General features: G+C 70.0%; 12 protein-coding genes. 1 reads left to right on the top strand and 11 read right to left on the bottom strand.

The features are described from left to right. Positions 1-4 precede the first annotated feature (4 nt). From F1193_RS16980 to F1193_RS00975, 11 genes are all read right to left on the bottom strand, one after another. Entirely contained in the window at positions 5-12382 is a 12378-nt protein-coding gene (locus F1193_RS16980) for a filamentous haemagglutinin family protein (RefSeq protein ID WP_170263190.1), read from the bottom strand. A gap of 199 nt (positions 12383-12581) precedes the next feature. Continuing rightward, on the bottom strand, positions 12582-13289 hold the full coding sequence (locus tag F1193_RS00930) for a hypothetical protein (RefSeq protein ID WP_150095789.1): 708 nt from the start codon (positions 13287-13289) through the stop codon (positions 12582-12584). An 11-nt stretch (positions 13290-13300) separates the two neighbouring features. Then, entirely contained in the window at positions 13301-13858 is a 558-nt protein-coding gene (gene gspM, locus F1193_RS00935; RefSeq protein ID WP_150095790.1) for a type II secretion system protein GspM, read from the bottom strand. Positions 13859-13893: 35 nt separating this feature from the next. Next, complete coding sequence (locus tag F1193_RS00940) at positions 13894-15006, bottom strand: PilN domain-containing protein (RefSeq protein ID WP_150095791.1); 1113 nt, start codon at positions 15004-15006, stop codon at positions 13894-13896. Position 15007: 1 nt separating this feature from the next. Next, positions 15008-15940 (bottom strand): type II secretion system minor pseudopilin, encoded by a 933-nt coding sequence (locus tag F1193_RS00945; RefSeq protein WP_150095792.1) that lies wholly within the window; start codon positions 15938-15940, stop codon positions 15008-15010. A gap of 2 nt (positions 15941-15942) precedes the next feature. Then, a complete protein-coding gene (locus tag F1193_RS00950; RefSeq protein ID WP_150095793.1) occupies positions 15943-16656 on the bottom strand; it encodes a PulJ/GspJ family protein in 714 nt (237 codons plus the stop codon). Beyond that, positions 16653-17012, bottom strand: coding sequence for a general secretion pathway protein GspI (locus tag F1193_RS00955; RefSeq protein WP_150095794.1), 360 nt, complete (start codon positions 17010-17012; stop codon positions 16653-16655). The genes F1193_RS00950 and F1193_RS00955 overlap by 4 nt, the downstream gene beginning before the upstream one ends. 127 nt (positions 17013-17139) lie before the next feature. Then, on the bottom strand, positions 17140-17676 hold the full coding sequence (locus F1193_RS00960; protein WP_150095795.1) for a prepilin-type N-terminal cleavage/methylation domain-containing protein: 537 nt from the start codon (positions 17674-17676) through the stop codon (positions 17140-17142). Beyond that, positions 17597-18079 (bottom strand): type II secretion system major pseudopilin GspG, encoded by a 483-nt coding sequence (gene gspG / locus F1193_RS00965; RefSeq protein WP_246164048.1) that lies wholly within the window; start codon positions 18077-18079, stop codon positions 17597-17599. The genes F1193_RS00960 and gspG overlap by 80 nt, the downstream gene beginning before the upstream one ends. A gap of 17 nt (positions 18080-18096) precedes the next feature. Continuing rightward, positions 18097-19311, bottom strand: a complete 1215-nt coding sequence (locus F1193_RS00970) for a type II secretion system F family protein (RefSeq protein WP_150095797.1) — start codon at positions 19309-19311, stop codon at positions 18097-18099. Between the two features lie 2 nt (positions 19312-19313). After that, positions 19314-20999, bottom strand: a complete 1686-nt coding sequence (locus tag F1193_RS00975) for a GspE/PulE family protein (RefSeq protein WP_150095798.1) — start codon at positions 20997-20999, stop codon at positions 19314-19316. A gap of 664 nt (positions 21000-21663) precedes the next feature. On the opposite strand from F1193_RS00975, the gene gspD reads away from it, so the two are divergent. Beyond that, positions 21664-23961: a type II secretion system secretin GspD gene (gspD, locus tag F1193_RS00980; protein WP_246164049.1), complete on the top strand. Its 2298-nt coding sequence runs from the start codon at positions 21664-21666 to the stop codon at positions 23959-23961. Positions 23962-24009 lie beyond the last annotated feature (48 nt).

Raw genomic sequence — 24009 nt, forward strand, 5'->3', positions numbered from 1 at the left:
CGGCTCATTGCTCCTTGCTGTCGCCTTCGCCGGCCGGCTCCTGCGCCCCTTCGCCGCCGCCATAGCCGACCACCTCGACGATGAAGACCGAGGCCTGTTCCGCGGCGCCGGTGCTGCCGGTCGGCGTCTCCCCGGCCTGGGACGCGGCGGCGGCCGCGGCCGACCCCGCGGTGAGCGCGCCGACATTGGGGGCCGCCACCATCGGCACGCCGGTGGAGCTGCCGCCGACGTCGATGTTGTCGGCGTTCATCACCACCTTGGCGGCGACGATGAGGTCGCCCGACACCCGGATGCCGGCATCGCCCGCATCCACCGTGCCGGCCGGCGCGAGCAGATAGAGGTTGGAGTCGGAGGCGTAGCTGTCCGCATCGCCGACGAGCCCGGTCTTCAGCACGCCGATACCGGCGCCGGTGACGAGCCCGCGCAGATCGATGGTCTGGTAGCCGTCCTCGTCGAACACCACCTTCAAGGGCGGCTGCGACAGCGTGGTCTTGGCGCCGCGGCCGGCATTGAGGTCGCCGTTCGAGCTCCACATCAGGATGTTGCCGCCAAGCTCGGTGAAGACCCGGCTCGAATTCACCAGCACGCTGCCATCGGTGAAGGTGTTGATGTCGCCGCCGCCGAGCGTGATGATGCCGAGATCGTTCAGCTTGAGGTTGCTGTTGGACTCCTTGGCGAGCGAGCCCACCAGGATGGAACCGCCGGGGCCGAGGATCGAGATGTCGCCGCCGCGCTGGGTCTGGATCGTGCCGTGCAGCATGTCGAGGCGGCCGGTCGCGACCTGCACCTTGGCGCCATTGGCGCCGCCGCCCAGCTCGTTCTCGGTGTAGCCCCACGAGGACGGGAAGAACGTCTCGATCGCCTGATAGCCGCGCAGGTACTGGCCGGCAGCGTCGCCACCCTGCGCCTCGCCCACCGCCTTCAGCTCGGCGAAGAACACCTGGGCGGCGAACACCTGCTTCAGATCGTCGGAGACGAGGTCGAACGCCGCCCATGCCTCCGCGCCGCTCGAAGTGTCGATGCCGATTTCGGCGAGGAATTCGCCAAGCTCGCCGAGGTAGTTGTGCGCGACATTGGCGGCGTTGGCCGGGTCGACATAGGTGCCGAGCACCCCATCGTAGTTCGCGCCATTGGCGACGCCGAACAGCACGATCAGGTCGGCGCCGGTGGCGGACAGGAGCGCGTTGCGTTTCTTCTCGGTGTTGACGACGGGACCGAGCAGCGCCGAGTCGTACATGCCGATGGAGCCGTCCGCGCCGGCGCTCGCCGCATCGATGGTGATGCCGGCTTCGAGATAGGCATTGCCCACCGGCACCACGCTGGCATTGCCGACCGAGGCGATGCCCTGCTGCAACTTGGCCAGCGTCGTGGTGTTGCCGGATGCCGGCAGGAACGGGCCGAGGTCGCGTCCCGCCTCCACCACCAGATAGCCCGGCCCCGCCACCTGCAGCCCGCCGGCATTGTTGTAGCCGGTATAATAGATGTCGCGGCCGGCGACGACGGAACTCACGTCGTCCGCGGCGATGTTCTGGACGATGAGGTTGAGATCGACGATGTCGCGCCCGGCATAGATTTTGGTCGGCCGGTTGATCTCGATCCGCTTGATCCGTGTGTAGGCGCGTTTGTCGGTGCCGGTATAGATCGTCACGTCGCCGACACCGATGATGTCGCCGGTGACCGCGTAGATCCGGGCGGTGGTGTCCGCCGCGCCATCATCGGCATGGGCCAGCACCGCCCGGCTGAACGCGCCGCCATAGCCTTCTTCGTCGGACGACTCGACGCCGTACCAGGCATTGGGCCGGTAGGGATTGAAGGCCGCATTGAGCAGCGACGGACCGGCGGAGAAGCTCGGCCGGTTCGTGCTCGAATTGGCTTCGTAGCCGCCGGTGAGATCGACGCTGCCCTCGGCCAGAAGCTGGAACGTGCCGTGCAGCGACGGGCTCAGCGTGATGCCGGGCATCACGCCCGTGGTCATGTCGGTGGTGATGATGTCGCCGCTCAGCGCGATCACCGACAGGCTCGCCGGATAGAGCGCAGCACCGGCGAACAGCGTCTCCAGGTACCTGGACAGGGTCGGCGGGCTTGAGATGGTGATGTCGCCGGACACGCTGGTCAGGCTCACCGCGCTGTCCGGGCCGTAGGTGTCCATGTAGATCCGGCGGTCCTGCGCCGCCACCGTCGAATTCGACGGATAGGCGGCACTGCCGGCCTGGGCGTGCAGCTCGGCGGGATTGATCACCCCGGCGGTGGCGATGGCGCCGCCGGCCACCAGATTGATCTGCCCGGTATCGACAGCGAGCAGCGCAAGATTGGTCTTGCCGGACGCGCTTCCCAGCTTGCCGGCCGAGCCGACCGAGCCGCGCACCACGATGCTGGCTTGGCCCGAGCCCTCGTAGAACGCGCCGCCGAGCAGGTCGCCGCCCACCCGCACCGCCATGTTGCCACTGTCATAGAGGTGCGTCACCGGCGTGTTGACCACGCCGGTCGACAGCGACGCGAGGCCGCCACTGACCCGGCCGGTGGTCGGCAGCGACACCGACACATCGACGAGGTTCCGCCCGGCCTCGACGCGCACATTGCCGCCGACGCTCATGATGCCCTGCTGGAAGCTGCCGAACTGGATCCACCACGCGGTGCCGGAGGCGACGGAGGTGCCGATCGGCGCGTAGACGCCCGCGCCCATCAGCGCCGCTTCGCTCGCTGTGGTGGAGCTGACCGGCGTGATGCCGGCCATCGCCAGCAGCCAGGGCGCGAAATACTGGTAGGAGGTGCGGACCGCGTCATCCGGATCGGAAACCGAGATGGAGTCGCCATAGCCGATGATGTCGCGCTGGGCCACGACCTCGACATCGCCGCCCTGGTGCGGGAAGGCGGCTTCCGTCGGCGGGCCGTAGATGCTGCCGGCGACGCTCGCCTGCCCCGATCCGTAGGCCAGCACCTGCGGCTCCAGGAAGCCATCGGGATTGGCCGCCACGACAGCGCCGTTCGTGAGATAATAGCCGGCGCTCGCCAGCCGCGCGGTGTTGACGCCGGCCGCATAGATCACGCCGGGGGCGATCTCATCCTTCAGCAGCACATCGCGCGCCGCGGCGATGGTGATGCTGCCGGTGCCGGTGCGCACCATGGTGGAGAGGTTGACCGTCTTCGAGCTTGAGCCGGTGGAGCTGTAGAGCGGCTGGCTGTAGGAGGCGTGGCCGTCGATGATCACGTCGCCGCGCTGCACGCTGGCGAGCGGCTGCATGGCGTTCGGATTGGCGCTCGAAACGTCGGCGCCGGCCGTGAAGCGGTAGGACCACGAGCCCGGATTGGTGACCGCCTCGATGGTCGCGCCCGCCGTGCCGCAATTGGCGGTGCAGACGTTCAGCGTGTTGGGGAACAGGTCGGCGGTGGCGAGCGCCACCTCGGTCGGGCTCTTGCTGTTGCCGGCGGCCGAATAGGGCGCCACCGGAATGGCATTGCCCTCAGTGGAATACGAGCCCAGCTGATAGAGATAGCCGCGCGTGGAGTTGTATTCGAGCCCCAGTCCCCGGCCGCTGCCGAGGTAGGTCGCGACCTGGCTGACATAGCCGGCGTCGAGATAGTCGCGGAACTGGAAGAAGCCGTCGGAGATCGAGGCGTTGATGTTGATGTTGCCGGCGGCGCGCAGCGTCAACGCGCCGGGATCGATCCCCAGCGACGAGACGTAGCGATAGTCGAACGTCACATAGCTCTGCCTGGTGGTGTCGTCCGTCTCATAGGTGTGGACGTACGTGCCGTCCTGCAGATTGCCGGCCGTGCCGGCGGCAAGGTTCCATGTGCTGGCGACGGTGATGTCGCCATTGTTGATCGAGCTGTTGTTGTTGACCAGCTCGATGCCGGGCGCGAGATGCACGATGCCCTCGCCCAGGGTCTGCGCCAGCGGCTCCAGCTTGGCGACGGCGTCGGCGAAGCCGTAGCTCAGGCCGTCATGGGTCCACGTGCCTTGCGCGAACGCCATGAGCGTGTCGGTGAAGAAGGAATTGTTGGCGGGGTCGATGATGCCGTCCCAGCCGAGCCCCGACGCATCGAGGCCGATGCTGCCGTCGGTGCTGAAGGTGACGTAGCTCTCCACCGTCACCGCCCGCGCGCCGGTGATTGTGGCGGCGAGGTTGCTGATCTGCACGTCGCCGCGGCCGGCCGCGCCGGCCACCGGCTTCAGCGGCGCGCGCAGCGTCAGCGTGCCGCCGGACAGCCCGCCCTTGGTGCCGCCCGCCACATTGATCGCGCCGCCCTGCAGGTCGATGTCGCCCTTGGCGCCGGTGGCGATGCCCAGCGTGACGTCGCCGCCACGCTCGTCGGAATGGGTGGTCGAGGCGTCGATCCGCCCGCTCGCCGTCAGCACCACCGCATTGGCGCCCCACAGCGCCACCTGCCCGCCGGCCTCGCCGGTGCCGTCGGCGGTGGTGCCGCCATAGCCGCGGGCGTCGATCAGGCCGGCGATGGTGACTTGGCCGAACTGCTGATCGGCGCTTGCCCCCCAGCGCGCATCGTCGGCGGTCAGCACGACGATGTTGGCCTTGAGCGTGTGGCCGTTCGACAGAGTGAGATTGCCCTCGCGGGTGTGGACGTTGACCATGCCGGTGACGCCGCCGGCCAGCAGCAGGTCGGCCAGCGGATCGAGGTCGACGCCCCCTGCCGTGTCGAGCTTGAAGCTGCCGCCGAGGCCGTTGCCGCCGCCGCCCAGCAGCGTGCCCCGCAGGTCGGCGCGGCCGGCCGTCGCCGTCACCTCGATCTCGCCGCCATAGCCGAGGCCATTCTCCGGCTGGGCGACGTCGATCACGCTGGAGGCCGCCGTCGCGACATTGCCGGCATCGGCCAGCAGCACCACCTTGCCGCCGGCGACATAGGTGTCGACATCGACCAGCGTCTTCTTGTAGCCGCCGGCGGCGATATAGCCGCCCTCGCCGAGGGTGACGTCGCCGACGGTGGCATGCAGCGTCAGCGTGCCGGCCTGCACCTGGATGGTGCCGGACTGGGCGATGCTCGCTGCGGTGATGGCGAAGATGCCGCCGATCTCGGCGCTGGCCTGGGGCGCCGCCTGGGCCCCCGCCGGCCGGGCGATCGCCACATTGCCGGCGGTGACCAGCGCGAACTCTCCTTCGGTACCGGTCGCGGTCGCCCCGGCGACCAGGATGTTCGGCGTCGTGATCGACAGATCGACCACGTCGGTGCCGGTGCCCAGCGTCAGCGTGCCGGAGTTCTCGACGAACACCTGCTCGCGCGCCACCCAGTCGACCTGCGAGAAGCCGGCGAGAGTCTGGCTACCGCCGCCCAACTCGATCTCGGCGGCCTCGAACGTCAGCGTGCCGCCCGTCGCGGCGGCCGCGGTCCCGGTCGCCGTGCCGGTGTTGACCAGCGTCACCGTACCGCCGACGCGCACCGTGGCGTTGCCGCCGCTGCCGGCGATGGTGCGGGCGTCGAGCGTGAGCTGCTCCATCGCCGAGCCGGGGTCGAACACCACGTCGCTGCCGGCGTTGTGGAAGGTGATGGCGCCGGCCATCGCCTTGAGCGACAGGCTCTGCACCATGGCGAGCTGATCGAGATTGGCCTGCGACAGCGCCAGCGCATCGTTGGCGCCGCTGCCCGAGCCGATGCCGATGGTGCGCGCGGTCAGGCTGGCCTGCTTCACGTTCAGGCTGGCGGCGGTGTCGATGACGATGGCATCGGTCAGCGCGGTCGCCTGCGCGGTCATCGCCGCCGTCGAGATTGTCGTGCCGCCCTCGATCGCCACCCGGCCGACGTCGCTGCCCGGCAGCTTGATCGTGCCGGACACCGGACCCAGGTTGCGGCCGTCGGCGAGAACCGCGTTGCCGAAGCTGACGGTGAGCTCCGGAACCGGCGTGCCGGTCGGCCCCGACACCGCAAGCGTCGTGTCGTTGCTGGCCACGAACAGCGCGCCGAGCCCGGCATTGCCGGAGGGCGCCATGGAATAGAGCGCCATGTTCCTCACGGCGCCGCTGTAGACCTTCACGAAGTCGGCGCCGGCGATGGTGTTGCCGTCCAGCGTGCCGCCGATGCCGACGCCGTAGGACGTGCCGTCGATGATGTCCGACGCCGTCGTCTGGCCCTGGGGCGTCGGCGATGCGAAATAGTAGTTGCGGCCATAGCCGGCATGCACCGTGCCGGTGGTGTTGATGACGCTGCCCGACGCGATCGTCACCGTGCCGCTGCCTTCGACCGGAGCATAGACTTGGAACGACACCGGCAGCGTCATGCCGACCTGCGGGAGCGTGAAGGTGTACGACAGCGTCCGTTCTTCCTTGACCGCCTGCGCCACCAGCAGCAGCTCGGGCGTGGTGATCGCCTCGCCGTCCGTGTCGACCAGCACGTTGGCCGCAGCCGCCGTGATCAGCGTGCCCTCGGAGGTGTCGGTGCGAAGGCCGCCGATCAGCACGCTCTCGAAGCCCCAGCCATTGAGCTTGGAGACGTCGATGCCGAGATAGCCGTCCGGGACGTCGCCCTGCACATATTGCTGGTGGCCGACCACGGCGATCTTGCCGGCCGACAGGTCGAGCTCGCCGCCGCGGCCGCCATTGGCCGGCTGGGTGAGCGCGATGCCGTCGAGGATCACCTTGTTCTGGGCGACGATGGCGAGGCGGCCGGCATCGATCGGCAGGCGCGGCACGACCACGCTGTTCTGCTCCGCCGCCTCGACGAAATAGCTGTTGGCGCCGCTCAGCGTATATTCGCTGTATTTGCTCCACACCGCCTGGGTCTGGATGGCGAACAGCGCCTCGCCGGCCGAGCGCGTCTGCGACAGCGTCGATTGCGTGTAATGGCCGCTCACCAGAACGGTGCCGTCGCGCAGCGTGGTGCCCGAGGCGATGTTGCGGCCGGTGTTGTCGCCGTAATAGACCACGCGCAGCGCTCCCGGCAGCGTCGCGTAATGGGCCGGATAGAGCGTGTAGGTGCCGGCGGGAATGCCGCTGCTGCCGTCGAGATAGACCTGCGTGCCGGCGAGCGGATAGGCGTCGCCGCTGTCGGTCGCGCTGTGCGCGGCGGTGAAGTGCACGTCGAACGCCGCGACCGAGTCATTGGTCGAGGGCAGCAAAGCGTAGACGGTCTCGCCGGTGGTCGAGCCGGCCAGCACGTCGCGCGTGCCGCCCTTGCCGGCGACGAACTCCATCGCCTGCAGGTCGCCGCCGCCGCTGAGGTCGATGACCGCCCCGCTGTCCTCGACGACATTGGCGCTGGTGAGCACCACGGATTTGGTCGGCGGCGCCTCCAGCGGATAGAGGTCGGTGTTGTAGAACCAGTTCGTGCCGTCCAGCGTTTCGCCATAGGGCACCACCGTGCCGCCGAGCGACACCGACGTCAGGCTGTCGGCGCCGAGCGTCACCTGCGTGCTGGCATTGAACGCGATGGTGCCGAGCGGCGCGAACACATGGCCGTTCTGCTCGATGGTGCTCGCCTGCACCGTGATCGAGCCGCCGGCCGACAGCGGCACGACGTTCCGCCCGCCGGCGCTGTCCTCGAATGTCACCTTGCCCGGGGTCTTGATGGTGAAGTCGACGGCCGTCGCGACATAGGTTCGCTGCGCATCGAGCAGCAGGTCGCCGGCCGACACCAGGCTGCCGGCGAAGCGCGACGTGTCCTGCGACGTGTTGCCGGCATCGGTGAGGCCGTTGACCACCTTCGGCGTGCTCAGGCGCAGATCGCCGCTGCTGACCAGCGCCACCGACTTGAACCCGGCGAACGCCGCGCTTTCGACATCGATCGCCGCGGCCGACACGGTGAGCGTGCTGTTCCTGGTGTTGGTCGCCGTGCCGCCGCCGCCGGTGAGCAGCACGTAGGGCGCAGCGAGCTTGACCGTGCTGTCCGCGGTGGCGGAGGTGATCGACTTGGCCGCAAGGTGCAGCCGGTTGGTCACGCTCCAATCGAGCGGGCCCTTGATGGTGAGGTCGCTCAGCGTCGGCGCAACGACGCCATAGGTGTCGCCGGCAAGGGCGGTGAAGATGCGCGGCGCGCCGCCGTTCGCATAGCCGCTGTAGAGGAACACAGTGTCGAAGGTTTCGAGACTGTCGGCCGCGGCGACGATCTGGCCGGCATAGGGCGCGAGCGTCGCGAAGGTCGTCCCGGTCATGAACGCCGCAAGATCCGTTGCCGTCGTCGGCGAGGCGATCTGACCGAGCGCCGCCGTCACGTCGGACGCGTTCTGCTGCAGCGTCACCGCCGAGCCGCCGAGGATGAGCGTGCCGCCATTGGCGCGCGGATCGGTGGCGTTCGCCTTGAACGTGCCGCCCCACAGGAAGGTGGCGGTGTTGATGCTGACGGTGCCGGCATCGCTCCACCAGTCCGCGTTCGTCGTCGCGATCCGGTTGCGGGTGCTGCGCGCGGTGTCGATCACCTTGACCGTGCCGGAATAGCCCGACACGTCGACCACCGCCCCGCTCTCGGCCACCACATAATTGGTGCTGCCGGTGGGCGTGTTGACCCGGCCGGTCGGCTCGCCGCTCGCGTCGAGATCCTGCGCGCCCTCGACGATAAAGCTGCCGCCGCCGACCACCGTGCCGCTCACCAGCGGTCCGTTGGCGAGGCCGAAGCGCGAATTGGCGATATAGGTTCCCGACAGGTCGATCAGCGCCTGGGCGCCGAGCCAGGTCTGATAGGCGTGCACCAGCACCGTGCCGCCGTGATCGATGATGCGGCCGCGCAGCAGCACGTTGGTGGCGCGGGTCTCGACCGTGTTGAGGCCGGTGGCGGAATCGATTGTGGGCGTGCCGGTCAGCGTGATGGTGGCGCGCGGATCGGTGATGATGGTGGCGCCCGCGTCGATGAGGATGTTTCCCGCCGCCAAAGTGAGGTCGACCGGCGCGCGCAGATCCTGCCCCAGGGTCGCAAGCCCGGCCACCGCGGCGATCGAGCTGCCGGTGGCCACGGAGCGGTAATTGGCGCTGCTCGACAGGTTCTTCTGCGTCAGGGCGATATCGGCGCCGGCAACGACGGTGATGCCCGCCGTGGTGCCGCTCCAGCCATCGGGAGACGACTGGAGGACATAGCTGCCGAAGCCGCCGCTGTTGAGGAACGCCTCCGACAGATGAAGTCCGACGCCGCTCCCCGCCGTCTCGCCGCCGACCTGGATGAGCTTCGGCGCCGCCAGGGTCAGGGTGGCGTTGCGCTCGAACCCGTAGCCGATGAGGGTGCCGTCGATCTGCAGGCTGGCGACGGTGCTGATGAAGGACGAGGGCAGCGTCGGGCCGATGCCGCCATCCGTCCAGTCCTTGCCCTGATAGAGCAGCAGCGAGATCGACCCGCCGCTGCCGGCCATCACGCCGGTCTCGGCGGTCTTCGCCTCGCCGGACGCCGCGATGTAGCCGCCGCTCGAAGCGTCGAGCACGCTGTCTTCCGCCAGCAGGATGCTGCCGGTGACGTCGCGCCCGAGGCTGGCCTTGCTCGTGACGATGCTGATGTCGCCGCCATCGATATAGGCGGAGCCGGTCGCCGCCAGCCCGGTCTTGCCGGTGTCGTTGACCCACAGGCCGCTGACGTCGAGCGTGCCCCCGATGAAGATGTCGTCGTGCTTCGACGCGGTGGAGGGCGGCGTGAACAGGTTCGTCCCGAACAGGGCGGAGATATCGTAGCGGTTCGTCGTCAGGCTGATCCGGCCGGCATGAGCCGAGATGGTGCCGGCGATGTCGATCGCCCCGCCCACCGTCGCCTTGAAGGTGCCGCCGGCCGCGAGGTTGACGGTGCTGCCCTTCTCCACCACCAGATTGTTGGCGGTGAGGATGAGCCCGCTCAGTCCCCACGACGACACGGTCTCGGCCGACAGCGTGGTCTGGTAGGCCTTGACCGTCGATGAGACATCCGGCACCGAGAAGTTGGTTCCCGCCGGCAGGCTCACCGTCTGACGGCTCAGCACGGTGGTTGCGTCGAAGCCGTCCGGCAGCGCCGCCGGGCCGTTGCGGCCGATCACCACGGTCGCGGGGACGGTGAGCTTGAGATAGCCGCGCGAGGGCATCTCGTCGCGGCTGGATTGTGTCGGCACCACGCCGCTGGTGTCGGAGGGCGAAAGGCCCGCGGCGATCTGCCGCTCGCCGGCCACCGAGCCGAACAGCAGCGTGCCGGTCAGCACCGGATTGACGGTGGTGATCTCGATGCCGCCGGCATCGTAGCCCTCGGTGTAGCCGGCCTCCTGGACCCACTGGACGCCGGAGCCCGCTTCCGTGATGTCCCAGGTCGCGTGATCGGTGCCGGAGGTGCCGGCGACGCCGGTATAGACGCGGGTGGGATCGGCCTCGGTCATACTGTAGATGCGGCCATCGGCGCCGACGAGCCGCGTGGTCGGCACCAGACCGCCGACATAGCGCACGCTGCCGCCGGCGACGTTGATCACCGATCCTTCCTCCAGCACGACATCGCGGCCATGGGTGCCGGCATTGTTGGTGTCCGTGGTCATGGACACCGTGCCGCCCTTGGTCATGAGCTGCTTGATCGAGCGGCCGACCTTATTGACGTAGCCCGAGGCGTCCGCCAGCGGCGTGCCGACCCATTCCGTGCCGTCGGCGCGGGTGCCGGTCTCGCGGATGTCGATCCACAGCGTCTCGCCGACCAGCGCGCCGTCGCGCTGCAGCGGCATGTCCGCGAACTCGGTGCCGCGCGGCTTGAACGAGATGTAGTTGTAGCTGACCGGAATCTCGACATTCTGCAGGCCGGCGACGTCGATCGTCGCGCCGGATGCCAGCAGGATGCGCTGCGGCCCGGTGAGGCTCGACGCCGTCGCGGTGGTGCCGCCGATGTTGTTGCGGGCATTGAGCGACACCACCGCCGACGGCGCCGAGATCAGGCCGGTCGATCCGAGCAGCACCTGGAAGCGGGCGCTCATCTCGACGAAGGCCGGCGTGAATGTCTGTACCGTGCTCTCGCCATCGGTCGAGCTGTCGCTCAGCAGCGGCAGGGTCTCGCCATTCTCGTAGGGCTGGATGCTGATCGTACCGTCGAGGGTGACGCGGGTCGCGGCGTCGATCAGCACCATGCTGTTGCGGCTGATGCTGGTATCGGCCGAGATCACGCCCTCCGCGCCGATCGAGATCAGGTCGCCGTTCATCACGGTGATGCCGCGCGGCGTCTCGATCAGCCCGTCATTGACGATGGCGCCGGTACCGGCGCGGTAGGAGCCGGTGCTGGGCCGCACCGCCCCATCGCCGCTGATGAAATATCTGTCGGCGTACTGCTGGATCTCGAAGCCCGTGCCGCGGAAGCTCTCCGACCCGTCGGCCAGCACGCTGTCGGGAATGGTGGCCGCCGCATAGGCGCCGGGGGTGATGGTGAGGGCCTGCGCCGCCACCAGCGCCACCTCGCCGCCCGATGAGCTGAGCGTGCCGTAGTTCGCGACATTGGCGCCGAACAGATAGATGAAGCCCGGCGAATCCGGGCTCACGATGTCGGTGGTGATGGTCGCGCCCTTTTCCACCACCACGCCGCCGCCGACCTCGCCGCCGTGAAAGAGGTTGGACGAGCCGGCAACGGGGTTGTTGCGATCGTACTCGTCATGGGTGGTGGAGAAGCTCGTTACGAGATTGCTGGCGTTGCCGACGCCGGTGTTGAGGAAGAAATCGTCGCGCACCATCCGCGAGGTGCCGAGCAGGCCGACGTCGAGGTCGGAGGCGACAAGCGCGTGGACGTTGACCTGCGCGCCGCCGCCGAAAATGATGCCGTTGCGGTTGATGATGTAGACGCCGCCGATGGCGTTGATCTGGCCGAGGATCTTGCTCGGCGCGGTGGTGGGGTCGTTGACGCGGTTCAGCACCGTCCAGTCGGCGGAGGCCTGGTTGAAATTGACCGTGGTCTTGAGGCCGACATTGAAGGTCTCCCAGTTGAGGATCGCCTTCTGCTGGGTCTGGTTGATGTCGACCACCGTGCGGCCGTCCTGGGCGCTCTCGGTCGGCAGGTCCGCGCCCTGCCACAGGGTCGGGTCGGTGGCGATGCCGGAGTCGGGCACGAGGCCCCCGGTCGTGAGGCCATCCGGAATCCCGCGGGCGTTCTGCAGCGCGGCGGCCCGCGCCGCGGCCTGCGCGGCCTTCACCGCCCGCACGTTGGCGGCGGCCCGCGTCAGCGACGTCTGGGCCTGCTGCGCGGCCTGGGCGGCCTGGGCCGCGGCGGCGGCGGCCTGCTGGGCGGCGACGGCGGCGGCGGCGGTGGCCGCGCTGGTGCTGGTCAGCCGGCGCGCCCCCGCCGGGCTGTAGGCCGCCGCAAGCGCCAGCATGCTGACGCTGCACAGGAGCACCGCGACATGGGACCGACAGGAGCGCAGGCCGACATGCGCCGGCCTCGTCACCACCGGCAGCTTGCGCTCGGCCGGGATCTCGCCGGCTTGCGAATGGGCGCACGCCTTGCGCGTGGTCAGGCTCTCGTTCGACGACATCTGCACCGCTCCGATCGGAGAACACTCCGGTCCGATCGCCGCCCGCCGTCCAAACGCTGCGCACCGCAATCGACCGACGCAGGTGCTCTCCGGGGCTGCCGAAGCGAAGCCGGCAAACTCCGAAACACCTGCGGGGCCGAGTTTACGGAGCGTTTACTGACAGCCGTGTGTCGCTTTTATTGCAGATGTGACTGCGCGCTCAGCGCCGAGGCGGCGCAGGAGGCGGCGAGGCTGGCGGCGAGGCCGGCGGCGCGCCGAACGGACTGCCCGGCGGCGGCGCGCCGAAGGGATTGCCGGGCGGCGCCCCCTGCCCCGCCGGAACGAACGCCGGCGCAGCCGTGGCCGGCGCCGCCGCAGCCCCCGCTTTCGCGGCCGGCGCCGGCAGCGACAGCACCGCGGTCTCGCGCCCCTTCTCGAACCGTGCCTCGCGCCGCAGCACGGCGCGCAAGGTCCAGCCCTTGTGGGTCTCGCCGGTCTTGAGCCGCAGCACGGCCTTGGTCGCCGGATCCACGAACACGCCGATCCCCTCGTCCTCGCCGGCCACCGTGCCGACCAGCGACAATTGCGGCCGGTCGGGTTCGGCCGGCTTGGGCGGCGGCGGGGGCGGGGGCGGCGCGGCGGGCCGGGGCGTCGCGGCCACCGCGGGCGGCGGCGCGCGGCGGGTCGGTGCGAACAGCGGGCGCTCGCGCGTCGCCGACAGCCGGCTGAGCGGCACCGCCCACAACGGGTTGCCCTCCGGCGCGCGCTCGGCCGGCGCCGGAGCGGCCGACACCAGCGGCGCGGCGGGCCGGGGCGCCTCGAACTGCGTCTCGCGCGGCGCGGCGCCGAACGGGCCGGTCGCGGCCGGGGCTTCGGCACCCAGTGCCGCGAGGAGCCCGGCCACCAGGACGGCGAGGCGGCGTGCCATGCGATGCCGTGTCATTTCGCCCCCTGCCATTGCCCGGAGACCGCCAGCAGCACCCGCATCCTGCCCTCCGGCGTGGCGGCCGCGCCCGCCGGGGCCTGCACCACAAGCTGTTCGACGAACAGGAACGGCATGCCGGCCTCCACATCGTAGAGAAGCGGCTGCAGCGCCGCCGGCTTGATCTCACAGCTTGCCGTCACGGTGATGAACCCCGCCTTCGATTGCGGGCCCTGCAGGTCGACCTGCGACGACATCACGTGGCCGCCGGCCCGGGTGATCGCGCCGGCCACCCGCTGCAGCAGCGCCGCGCCGGCGACCGACAGGCTCGATCCCTCGACGAAGGGCGAGCCGGCGGCGACCGCGGGGTCGGCGGCGCTGAGCGTCCGCTTGGGGCTGCGGCCCTCAAGCTGGCCGAGGATGTCGGCCGCATCCAGCGCCGCGCCGCGCCGCGCCGCCGCATCGACCGCGCTGTCGAGCGCCATGACCGCGAAGGCCACGAGCACCGCCGCATAGAGCGCGGCGGCGGCGACGGGAAAGCGTGCGGGAAGGCTCTCGAAGCGGGGCGCGCTCATGATGGCTTGTCCCTCAAGGTGTGCATCGGCATGCGTCACGGCTCCAGCTTGAAGTGCGGCCGCATGCGCGCCTCGACGTGGAAGCGCTCGCCGGGGTCGTTCTCGGCCCGCGTGGTGGGCGCGAAGAACGTCGCCCGGCCGAAATGCGGCGACTGCTCCAGGATCTGGATCAGCGAGGGCGCATCGCGGGTGATGCCGACGATCTGCAGCCGGTCGTCCTCGATGCGCAGCTCGGTGGCGTAGGTGTGGTCGGGCAGCAGCGCCGACAGCGCCTCAAGCGCCATCACGCTGGCGGGCGTGGCGTGCTTGCGCCGCTCCAGGAGACCCTGGGCCGAGCTGCCGCCGCCCTGGCCGGCGCGGATCGCCGCCCGCCGCTCGGCGATGCGCTGCTGAAGCTGCTGCGTCTGCGCGTCATAATGATCGGCGACGAAGCCGGCCGCGGTCATCGTCACCAGGGCGGCGAGGCCGCAGGCCACAAACGCGACATGCAGCCCGCTTCGCACACGGTCGCGCCGGTCGGCGCCGTGCGCGCGCGTCTCGTAGACCGTCACTGCATCGCCCTCCGGCCCGTCGGTCGAGACGGCGACGGCGGCGGCGCCGAGACCGGCGACCGCCTGGGCCAGCGGCGCCACCACGGCGCGGGCGGTCGCCACCACGGTCAGCGTGATGCGCTCGCCGGCCTGCTCGCGCGGGCGCGTCCAGTGATAGGCCGCATCCGTCGGGCTCCACGGCGTCAGCCGGTCAATCTGGGCGCGCACGATGCCGTCGAGGAACTCGCCGGCGCGCTTGGGCAGTTCGAGCGGGCAGAACAGGAAGCGCGAGGGGCGCAGCACCAGCTCCACCCGGCTGCCGCGCAGCGCCGCCGACCATGCGGGCGGCAAGGTGTCCTCCACGCCTTCGCCGGTGAGGCGCAGGCGATGGTCGGGCAGCGGCGCGGACGTGTCGCCGTCCTTGCGTCGATCCTGGCGCTCGCGCCCGCGCCAGCCAGGGTCCGGATCGGCGAGGCGGAGCGCGAAGCTGCCGTCCTCCTCCTCGACCATGCGCACCCGGCGGTGCGTCTCGTAGCGCGCCAGCGCCGCGTCGGCGGTGCACGCCACCGCGTCGATCCACGCCGCATAGACCGCCCTCAGGGTGGCAAAGCTGCTCATCTCATCTTCCCTCCACCGGGCTGGGCGGCGCGCCGGTCATCGGATCGACGTCGTCCTGCCAGGACAGGATCTGGTACGGATTCGTCACGCCACCCTGCTGGATGACGACGTCGGACACCGTGCGGCGGCCGCTCGCCAGCGTGATGCCGACGCGCACGCGCACCGCCGAACTGCCGCGGGTGCCGGCGCCGAGCTGGTTGCCGCCCAGCGCCCCGGCGACGAATTGCGGCGCCGACGCCAGCCGGTCGCGCTGGCGCAGGAAGGCGTCGAGCCGGGCCGGCGTCATGCCCGGCAGCGCGGCGATCACCTCGGGCGGCGCATCCAGCACGTTGACGTCGCTCTGGCCGCTATAGACCGTGACGAAGGGCAGCGCCCGTTCCACCAAGGCCGGCGGCAGGCCGTGCACCAGCCACAGCTCGGCGACATGGTCGAACGGCGCGCCGCGCGGCCCATACGGCAGGCCGGCGGCGCGGTAGAGCGACGCCTCGGCGTCGGGCGCATCGGGCTTGGGCGGCGTCCGCCAGCCCACCACCCGCTCGGCATAGGCGACGGCCGCATCCGGCTTGGCGCCGAGCGTGGCGAACAGCCCGGCGATCATCGTCTTGCGCGCCGCATTGAGGTCGATGCGCGCCGCCTCCGACATGAACTCGACCGCGATCTCGGCGCCGGCAAGCCGGAAGCGGAACGCCCCCTTGGTCGGGCGCCCGACCGGCGAAGGCGACGACATCTGGTAGGACGCAAGCTCCAGCGCGGCGGTGATCAGCTCGTCGGTCTGCACCCGCTCGTCATTGACGCCGAGCGCCACCGCCGAGCGCGCCACATAGACGGCATAGACCGAGGCCAGCGTGGCGAGCGCGGCGATGATCCACAGCGCGGCGACGATGATGAAGCCGTTGCGGGCCGAAGCCGGGATTGAGCGGCGGGCGCGGCGCATGGTCAGCGGCCCCGCCGTCCGGCCGGCGCGCCGCCCTGCGGCTGCGTCCCGGGCGGAACCGCCGGCTCCTCCGGCGGCTCCGGCTCGGGCGCGCCCGCCTGCACATGCACCAGCGTCGCCGTCGACACGTCGAGCACCCGTTCGGTCCCCGCATCGCGCACGGTGAAGCGCACCGCCAAGGGCAGGCTGCCCATCTTCTCGTGCCAGACGTTGCGCCAGCCGCCCTCCGGCCCGGCATAGGCGAACACCACGCGGAACGGCGCGCGCAGCAGCACCACCGGGTCGGCGAACGGGATGCGGTCCAGCGAATTGGTGCCGGCCGGCAGCGGCACGAAGGGCGCGCGCGTGCGCACCAGCGCCCGGCCGAGCTTGTCCGCCGTCTCGGCGATGCGCACGAACTCCAGGCCCGGCCGGGTGTTCGGGCCGATCGCCGTGCGCACGAAGATCACCGACAGCTCGCCTCCCACGAACAGCGGCTGCACGTGCTGGCGGTTGGGCGCCACATGCTGGGCGGCGGCGAGGTCGGCGGCCAGCCGGTCGAGCGCCACCGCCACCTGCTCGTTGCGCTGGATGCGCGCCATCCCGCGGTTCCAGTTCGGCAGCCACTCGGCGGTGATGGCGGCGAGCGCGCCCATGATCAGCCCCATCAGCGCCATCGCCACCAGCGCCTCGAACAGCGTGAAGCCGGCTTCGCTGGCATTGCGCGGGCGGGTCATTGGCCGGGCCTCGCCACCAGCCGCACCGTCTCGACCGCCAGCACCGCGCCCGAGGGTGCGCGCACCCGCAGCACCACGCGCTGCGGAGCCCAAGGAGAGTTGGCGACGTGCTGGCTGCCGCCGCCGAAATAGGGCGACGTATCGATGCGCCAGCGATAGCGGCCAACCTCGCCGCCAAGGTCGCTGCGCGCCAGATCCGCGCGGCCCAGCGCGGTGGCGGCAACGAGGCGCGCGGTCTCGACCAGCGCCACGTGCTGCTCCAGCGTGCGCGTGCTGGTCGCCGCCGAGGCGACGAGCGAGCCGATCGCCGCCAGCGACACCGTCACCAGCGCGAGCGCCGCCACGGCCTCGATCATGGTGAAGCCGCCCTCGCCTCTCCGCTTCGAGCATCCGACGATCCGGTTGGAACGGCCGGACGCTCTCGGTTCCTCGTTTGTCGCATTCTCTGTCGCAAAACCGGTTCCCACTTTTGCGGGGAATGCTTTAGCGCCCACCGCGCGCGACAATGTCGATGCCTCCCGTCAGCCAGTTGACCCGCACGTCGAAGCCGTTGCCGAACCGCATCAGCCGGATGACCCCGCCGCACGACATGCCGCTGGAAAAGAAGCTGATCGTCGACAGTGCCGGCCGGCCCTCGCAGGTCTGCGGCAGCAGCGCCTCGAACGCCACGTCCTCCGGCAGGCGGAGAATGCGGCCGCTCGATCCGGAGATCACCGTGCGGCCGGTGGCATCGACCTGTGCCGCCACATGCCGGCGATGCCGGATGGCGGCGGTGCGGTCGGCCTTGAGCAGCGCCGCCGCCTCCAGCGCGTAGGCCTCCAGCCGCGGCTGCGAGGTGCCGCGCGGCACCCGCGGCACCAGGATCGCCGCCAGCAGCGCCACCATGGCGATGACGCACACCATCTCGATCAGCGTGAAGCCGGCGTCGCCCCTCGCGCATCTAGTTCGACGACGACGAGATATCGGCCGCGGACCCCGCGCCGCCCTCCTGCCCGTCGGCGCCCAAGGAGCGCACCTCATAGGCGCTGCGTTCGCCCGGCGATCTGTAGACATAGGAATTCCCCCACGGATCGTTGGGGACGGTGCCGCCCTTGAGATAGGGGCCGTTCCACCCGCCCGCGCCGCCATCCGGGCGCACCAGCGCGGTGAGGCCCTCGGCGCTCGACGGGTAGCGGCCGACGTCGAGATAGAAGAGATCGAGCGCGCTCGAAAAGCTCTGGATCTGGATCTTGGCGGCCTTCATCTTGGAGTCGCTCAGATAGTTGAGCACCCGCGGGCCGACCAGGGCCATGATCATGCCGATGATGGTGATCACCACCAGCATCTCGACCAGCGTGAAGCCGCGCTGGCCATGGAGTCTCCGCCGCCGGCCGCCACGCCGCGCGGCGCCGTTCGCCTCAAGGTTTCCCACCCGCAGCTTCATCGTCACCCGTCTCCCACTCATCCCACGATTTGACTGACCGACAACAGCGCCGTCATCACCGACACGATCAGGCCGCCCACCACGATGCTGATGACGACGATGGCCAGCGGCCCGATGATGCCGACGATCTTGTCGAGATGGCGCTGCAGCTTGGCCTCGTAGAAATCGGCGACGCGGCCGGCCAGCACCGGAAGCTGCCCGGTCTCCTCGCCGAGCCGCAGCATGCGCACCGCCATCGGCGGCAGGATGGCGCTGACCGCCAGCGCATCCGACAGCTTGCCGCCGTGGCGCACCCGGTCGGCCATCGCCGTCCACACGTCGAGGCTGCCGGTCACCGCCATGATGTCGACCAGGATGCGCAGCGTCGCCGTCAGCGTGACGCCGCTGCCGAGCAGGATGCCGAGGTTGCGGCAGAACAGCGCCGTGCGGTGGAAGCTGAACACCGTCGCCACCCCCGGCATCCGCGCCACCTCCGACACGACACCTGCGCGAATGGCCGGCCGCCGCCAGGCGAGCCAGGCGCCGATGACCAGCGCCGCCGCCGTAACCGCGATCTCCAGCCCGTGGCCGCGCAAGAGATCGGACAGCGCGAGAAAGGTCTCGATCACCGGATCGGTCTTGGCGTTGAAGTCGTGCAGCACCGACGAGAACTGCGGCAGCACGGCGACGACGAAGAAGATCAGCACGCCGCCCGCCGCCAGCAGCACGAAGGCCGGATAATGCAGCGCGTCGGTGAGCTTGCGGCGCAGCGCCTCGGCGCGCACGCGCTCGTTGCCCAGCATCTCCAGCACGTGATCGAGCGTGCCCGACATCTCGCCGACCCGCACCAGCGCCACATACATCGGCGTGAACAGATGCGGATGGCGGCCGAGCGCCTCGGCGAAGCTCTCGCCGCCCAGGATGGCGGCGCGGATCTTGACCACGGTCGGCCGCAGCCGGCCGACATCCATGTCGTTGGCGAGGAGGTCGAGCCCGTCGTCGAGCCGCGCCCCGGCCTTGAGCAGCAGCGCAAGGTCGCGGGTGAAGATCGTCACGTCCTCGGCCTTGGGCCGCGAGAACATCGCCAGCGAGAACGACGACAAGGCCGCCGAGCCGTCCTCCGGCGCGGTCTCGATCGGCACGAGGCCGAGATATTCGATGCGGTGGGAGACTTCCGCCACGCTGGGTGCGGCGATCGAGCCGGTGACGATCTCGCCGGTCTGGGTCAGCGCGCGGTAGCGGAAGTTCGGCATGGTCAGCGCACCGTGGTCACGCGCAGCACCTCGGCCGGCGAGGTCAGGCCGGCGCGGCACTTGGCGAGGCCGTCGTCGATCATCGTCGTCATGCCGTTTCGGATCGCCACCTTGTCGATCGCCGCCCAGTCGGAGGCAGAATCGACGAGGTTTCGCACCTCCTCGGTCATTTCGAGGATTTCGAACACGCCGAGCCGGCCGCGATAGCCGGTGCCGCCGCAGCGCTCGCAGCCGGCCGGCTCGAAGATGGTCTCGCCGGCCGCGAGCCCCAGCGCGGCGTAGCGCGGGTCGGCGGCGATGTCGGCCTCGGTCAGCGCGCGCGGCGCCTTGCAGCGCTCGCAGAGCTGGCGCACCAGCCGCTGCGCGATCACCGCGCGCAAGGTGGAGCGCAGCAGGAAGGCCTCGACGCCGAGATCGAGCAGGCGCGGCACGGCGGCCGCCGCCGTCTCGGTGTGCAGCGTGGTGAGCACCAGATGGCCGGTGAGCGCGGCGTGCACGGCGATGTGCGCGGTCTCGGAGTCACGCACCTCGCCGACCATGATGACGTCCGGATCCTGGCGCACGAAGGAGCGCAGCGCGGCGGCGAAGGTCAGCCCGATCGCCGGCTTTGCCTGCGTCTGATTGATGCCGGCGATCTCGTATTCCACCGGATCCTCGATGGTGAGAATCTTGCGCGTCGGCTCGTTGAGGATCGACAGCACGGTGGCGAGCGTCGTCGTCTTGCCGCTGCCGGTGGGACCAGTGACGACGATCATGCCGTGCGGCAGCGTCAAGAGCCGCCGCAGGATGGCGTCGTCGCGCTCCAGGAAGCCGAGCTTCTCGATCGCCAGCAGGCCGCGCTCCTTGGACAGCAGGCGGATGACCGCGGACTCGCCGTGCTGGGTGGGCATGATGGCGATGCGCATGTCGAGCTCGCCGCGCGACAGCCGCACGCGGGCGCCGCCGTCCTGCGGCAGGCGCCGCTCGGCGATGTTGAGGCCGGACAGGATCTTGATGCGCGAGATGACCGCCTGCGGCAGCGCGCCGGCCGGCGTCGGCACCGTGCGCAGCAGGCCGTCGACGCGCATGCGGATCACCAAAGCGTTGCGCCCGGGCTCGATGTGGATGTCGCTGGCGCGCAGCTCCACCGCGGTCTCGAACAGATCGTTGACCGCGCGCACCACCGGCGCGCCGCTGGCGAGATCGCGCAAGGAGTCGATGTCGTCCTCGTGCGCCGGACCGCTTGCTGCGCCTTCGGCAGCCGGCCCTGCCTGCTCCTCGCCCAGGCGCTGCTCCAGCGCGGTGGTGATGTCCTCGAAGCTGGCGATGCGGATCGCCAGCCCCTCGCCCAGCACAATGGTGGCGGCGCGGATGGCCGCCGTGTCGGTGGGATCGGCGAGCGCGACGGTGGCGGCGTCGCCCGGCCCCGCGAACGGATAGATCATCACCTCGCGCAGGAAGCGGCGCGAGAACTGCTGGACGAGCGGGCGCGCCGCCAGGAGATCGGGCAGCGCCAGCCGCGGCAGGTCAAAGTAGGCGGCCACCTCGTCGGCGAAGTCGGACGCCGACAGCTCGCTCGCCTCCCACAGCTTGCGCAGGCTGCGCCCGCCGGTCGCGCCCGACGCCTCCTGCTGCATGCTGGCGGGCGGACGGTGGCCGATCCTGCTGTGAAGGTGGGCCGCGAAATCGCCCGCGCGCACATTGACCATGAGCGTGTTCCGAGATGGGCGCGTTCCGAGACCGCACTGCCAGCCGCCAGACTGCCGGCCTCAAGGCGGCAACCGTGCCCCTTCTATCACCGGCTCCTTATTGGATTTGTGACGCTGCCGCGACTTATGCTCGTGTCGCTGCCGCGACTTATGCTCGTGTCGCTGCCGCGACTTATGCTCGTGTCGCTGCCGCGACTTATGCTCGTGTCGCTGCCGCGACTTGGCAGGCCCTGTCATGTGGCCTTCGGATGGATGGATCGGCTTCTTCTTCCCTCTCCCCTTGCGGGAGAGGGTGCCGAGACCGAACGAAGCGAGGTCGAGCCGGGTGAGGGGTTTCTTCAAACGCAGTGATTTCACCCCTCACCCGCCTCGCGATCTGACGATCGCTCGCCACCCTCTCCCACAAGGGGAGAGGGGAAGAGCGCGGCGCACGACCAGTGGCTGTTTCGAGCTGACGTCTCGGAAGCGGAAATGGCATCACCATCCGCAGCGACCGCGTCCGCACGCAACGCCAATACACCTGTCACATTCCGCGGCTAAAAGCCTTCAAGCCTGGGGTTCGCGCGGCGACGTGCGGGCTCGTGTCAGCGTTGAAGTCGAACAGGTGAGACAGGTGGGACAGCCAATCCGCCGAGACCCGGCGCGTCGATGCGGATTGCTTGTCGTGTGTTCCGCAATCTGCGCGACGCTGCTTGCAGCCTGCAATGCGGTGCCGCTCGGCCCCGATGACGGGCGCGAACCGGACGTGTTCGACAAGGTCCGGGCGATCGACCTATGGCCGCGCTTTCCTTCCCAGGTTCAGCAGAACGAGCCCTCAACCGGCAAGCGCGTCGCGACGGCTGTCTATATCGGCGACGAGAACGCCGCGCTCGCCACGCCGGCGCAGGCCCAGTCATCCGCCGACGGCCAGCGCTACGACCTCAATTTCGAGAACACGCCGGTGGCGTCGGTGGCCAAGGTCGTGCTCGGCGACATTCTCAGCGTCGGCTACACCATCGATCCGCGCGTGCAGGGCACGGTGAGCATGGCCTCCGGCCGGCCGGTGGCGAAATCCGACATCGCCTTCGTGCTGGAGAACGCGCTGCGGCTGAGCGGCGTCGCGCTGGTGCGCGACCCGTCCGGCTATCGGCTGATGCCGCAGGCCGAGGCGGTCGGCGCCGGCGGCGTCGATGCCCCGGGGCGGGCCGAGCCGGGCTACGGCCTCTCGGTGGTGCCGCTGCAATATGTCTCGGCGCAGACGCTGCTGAAGCTGATCGACAGCTTCGCCACCAAGCCCGGCATGGTGCGGGCCGAGCCCGGCCGCAACCTGATCATCATCCAGGGCACCGGCAGCGAGCGGCGCAACGCCATCGATCTGGCGCTGAGCTTCGATGCCGACTGGATGCGCGGCCAGTCGGTCGGCATCTTCCCGATCCGCAACAGCAATCCCGAGCCGATCATCAGCGAGATGGAGAAGATCCTGGACTCGGGCGAAGGCGGCCTGAGCCAGAACGTGGTCAAGTTCCAATCCATCGCCCGCATGAACGCGGTGCTGGCGGTGACGCGCAAGCCCGAGGTGCTGAGGACGGTCGAGACGTGGATCCGCCGCCTCGACGAGGCCGACACCGCGCGGGCCGGCGTGCGCGTCTACACCCTGAAATACGGCGAGGCCCGCCACGTGGCGCGCCTGCTCAACGAGATGTTCGTGGGCGGCGGCGGATCGTCGGCGTCGAACTCGCTCGACAGCGCCAGCAACCAGCTCGCGCCGGGCTCGGGCGCCTCCTCCAGCTCCAGCCTGGGCTCAAGCTCGGGCTCAAGCAGCGGCTCGAGTTCGAGCATCAGCCGCCTGTCGGCCGGCAACAGCGGCCAGTCGTCCTCCAGCGGCCTCGGCGGGCGCTCGCAGAGCGGCAGCGGCGACGCCGGTGGCGGCGCGTCGCTGTCCGGCGGCGCCAGCCAGGGCGGGCTCGGCCTCACCTCCGCGGTGTCGTCCGGCGGCGGCGGCACGCCGATCATGCAGAACGTGCGCATCACCGCCGATCCGGTCAACAATGCGCTGCTGATCTATGCCAACCAGGAGAACTACACCATCATCGAGCGGACGCTGCGCCAGATCGACCGGCCGCAGCTCCAGGTGGGCATCGACGCCACCATCGCCGAGGTGACGCTCAACGACAACCTGACCTATGGCGTGCAGTTCTTCCTCACCAGCAAGAATCTCGGCCTGCCGGCGGACCGCGGCTCGGTGCTCAACACCGCCGCCGCCACCGTCACCAAGACGTTCATCAACCGCGCGCTGCCCGGCTTCAACTTCCTGGTCGGCCCGGAATCGCAGCCGAACATGATCCTCGATGCGCTGCATTCGGTGACCGACGTCAAGGTGCTGTCGAACCCCTCGGTGGTGGTGATCGACAATGAGGTGGCGACGCTGCAGGTGGGCGACGAGGTGCCGGTGTCGACCGGCAGCGCCACCGTGCTCACCACCTCCAACACGGTGGTCAACACCATCGACTATCGCAACACCGGCGTCATCCTGCGCGTGGTGCCGCGCATCAATGCCAACGGCACCGTGCGGCTCGACATCGAGCAGGAGATCAGCAACGTCGCCAACACCTCGACGGGGTCGTCGTCGTCCTCGTCGTCGAGCTCATCGAGCACGCTGACGCCGACCGTGTCGCAGCGCAAGGTGCGCAGCTCGATCTCGGTGGCCAGCGGCCAGACCGTGCTGCTCGCCGGGCTGATCAGCGAGCGCCAATCGGGCGTGCGCGACGGCGTGCCGATCCTCGACCAGATCCCGCTGATCGGCGAGGCGTTCTCGCAGACCGGCAAGACGATCAACCGCACCGAGCTGATCATCTTCATCCGGCCGCAGATCATCCGCGACAGCGTCGACGCCCATTATGTCGCCGAGGAGCTGCGCACCAAGCTGCGCGGCACCATCGGCGCGGTCGGAGCGGGCACGCCGCTTCTGCCGAACTACCGCTGATTGGGATGCGCAAGCGATGCGGATGACGGCCGGCATGGATGAAGGCAC

This window comes from Blastochloris sulfoviridis, assembly GCF_008630065.1.
GTDB classification, from domain to species: domain Bacteria; phylum Pseudomonadota; class Alphaproteobacteria; order Rhizobiales; family Xanthobacteraceae; genus Blastochloris; species Blastochloris sulfoviridis.

Excerpts from the sequence above, each read along its gene's own strand:
- F1193_RS00970 (WP_150095797.1), bottom strand. The coding sequence starts at position 19,311 with ATGCCGAACTTCCGCTACCGCGCGCTGACCCAGACCGGCGAGATCGTC.
- F1193_RS00960 (WP_150095795.1), bottom strand. The coding sequence starts at position 17,676 with ATGAGGTGCGCTCCTTGGGCGCCGACGGGCAGGAGGGCGGCGCGGGGT.
- F1193_RS16980 (WP_170263190.1), bottom strand. The coding sequence starts at position 12,382 with ATGTCGTCGAACGAGAGCCTGACCACGCGCAAGGCGTGCGCCCATTCG.
- F1193_RS00940 (WP_150095791.1), bottom strand. The coding sequence starts at position 15,006 with ATGAGCAGCTTTGCCACCCTGAGGGCGGTCTATGCGGCGTGGATCGAC.
- gspM (WP_150095790.1), bottom strand. The coding sequence starts at position 13,858 with ATGAGCGCGCCCCGCTTCGAGAGCCTTCCCGCACGCTTTCCCGTCGCC.
- F1193_RS00975 (WP_150095798.1), bottom strand. The coding sequence starts at position 20,999 with ATGGTCAATGTGCGCGCGGGCGATTTCGCGGCCCACCTTCACAGCAGG.
- F1193_RS00945 (WP_150095792.1), bottom strand. The coding sequence starts at position 15,940 with ATGCGCCGCGCCCGCCGCTCAATCCCGGCTTCGGCCCGCAACGGCTTC.
- F1193_RS00930 (WP_150095789.1), bottom strand. The coding sequence starts at position 13,289 with ATGGCACGCCGCCTCGCCGTCCTGGTGGCCGGGCTCCTCGCGGCACTG.
- F1193_RS00950 (WP_150095793.1), bottom strand. The coding sequence starts at position 16,656 with ATGACCCGCCCGCGCAATGCCAGCGAAGCCGGCTTCACGCTGTTCGAG.
- gspG (WP_246164048.1), bottom strand. The coding sequence starts at position 18,079 with ATGAAGCTGCGGGTGGGAAACCTTGAGGCGAACGGCGCCGCGCGGCGT.
- F1193_RS00955 (WP_150095794.1), bottom strand. The coding sequence starts at position 17,012 with ATGATCGAGGCCGTGGCGGCGCTCGCGCTGGTGACGGTGTCGCTGGCG.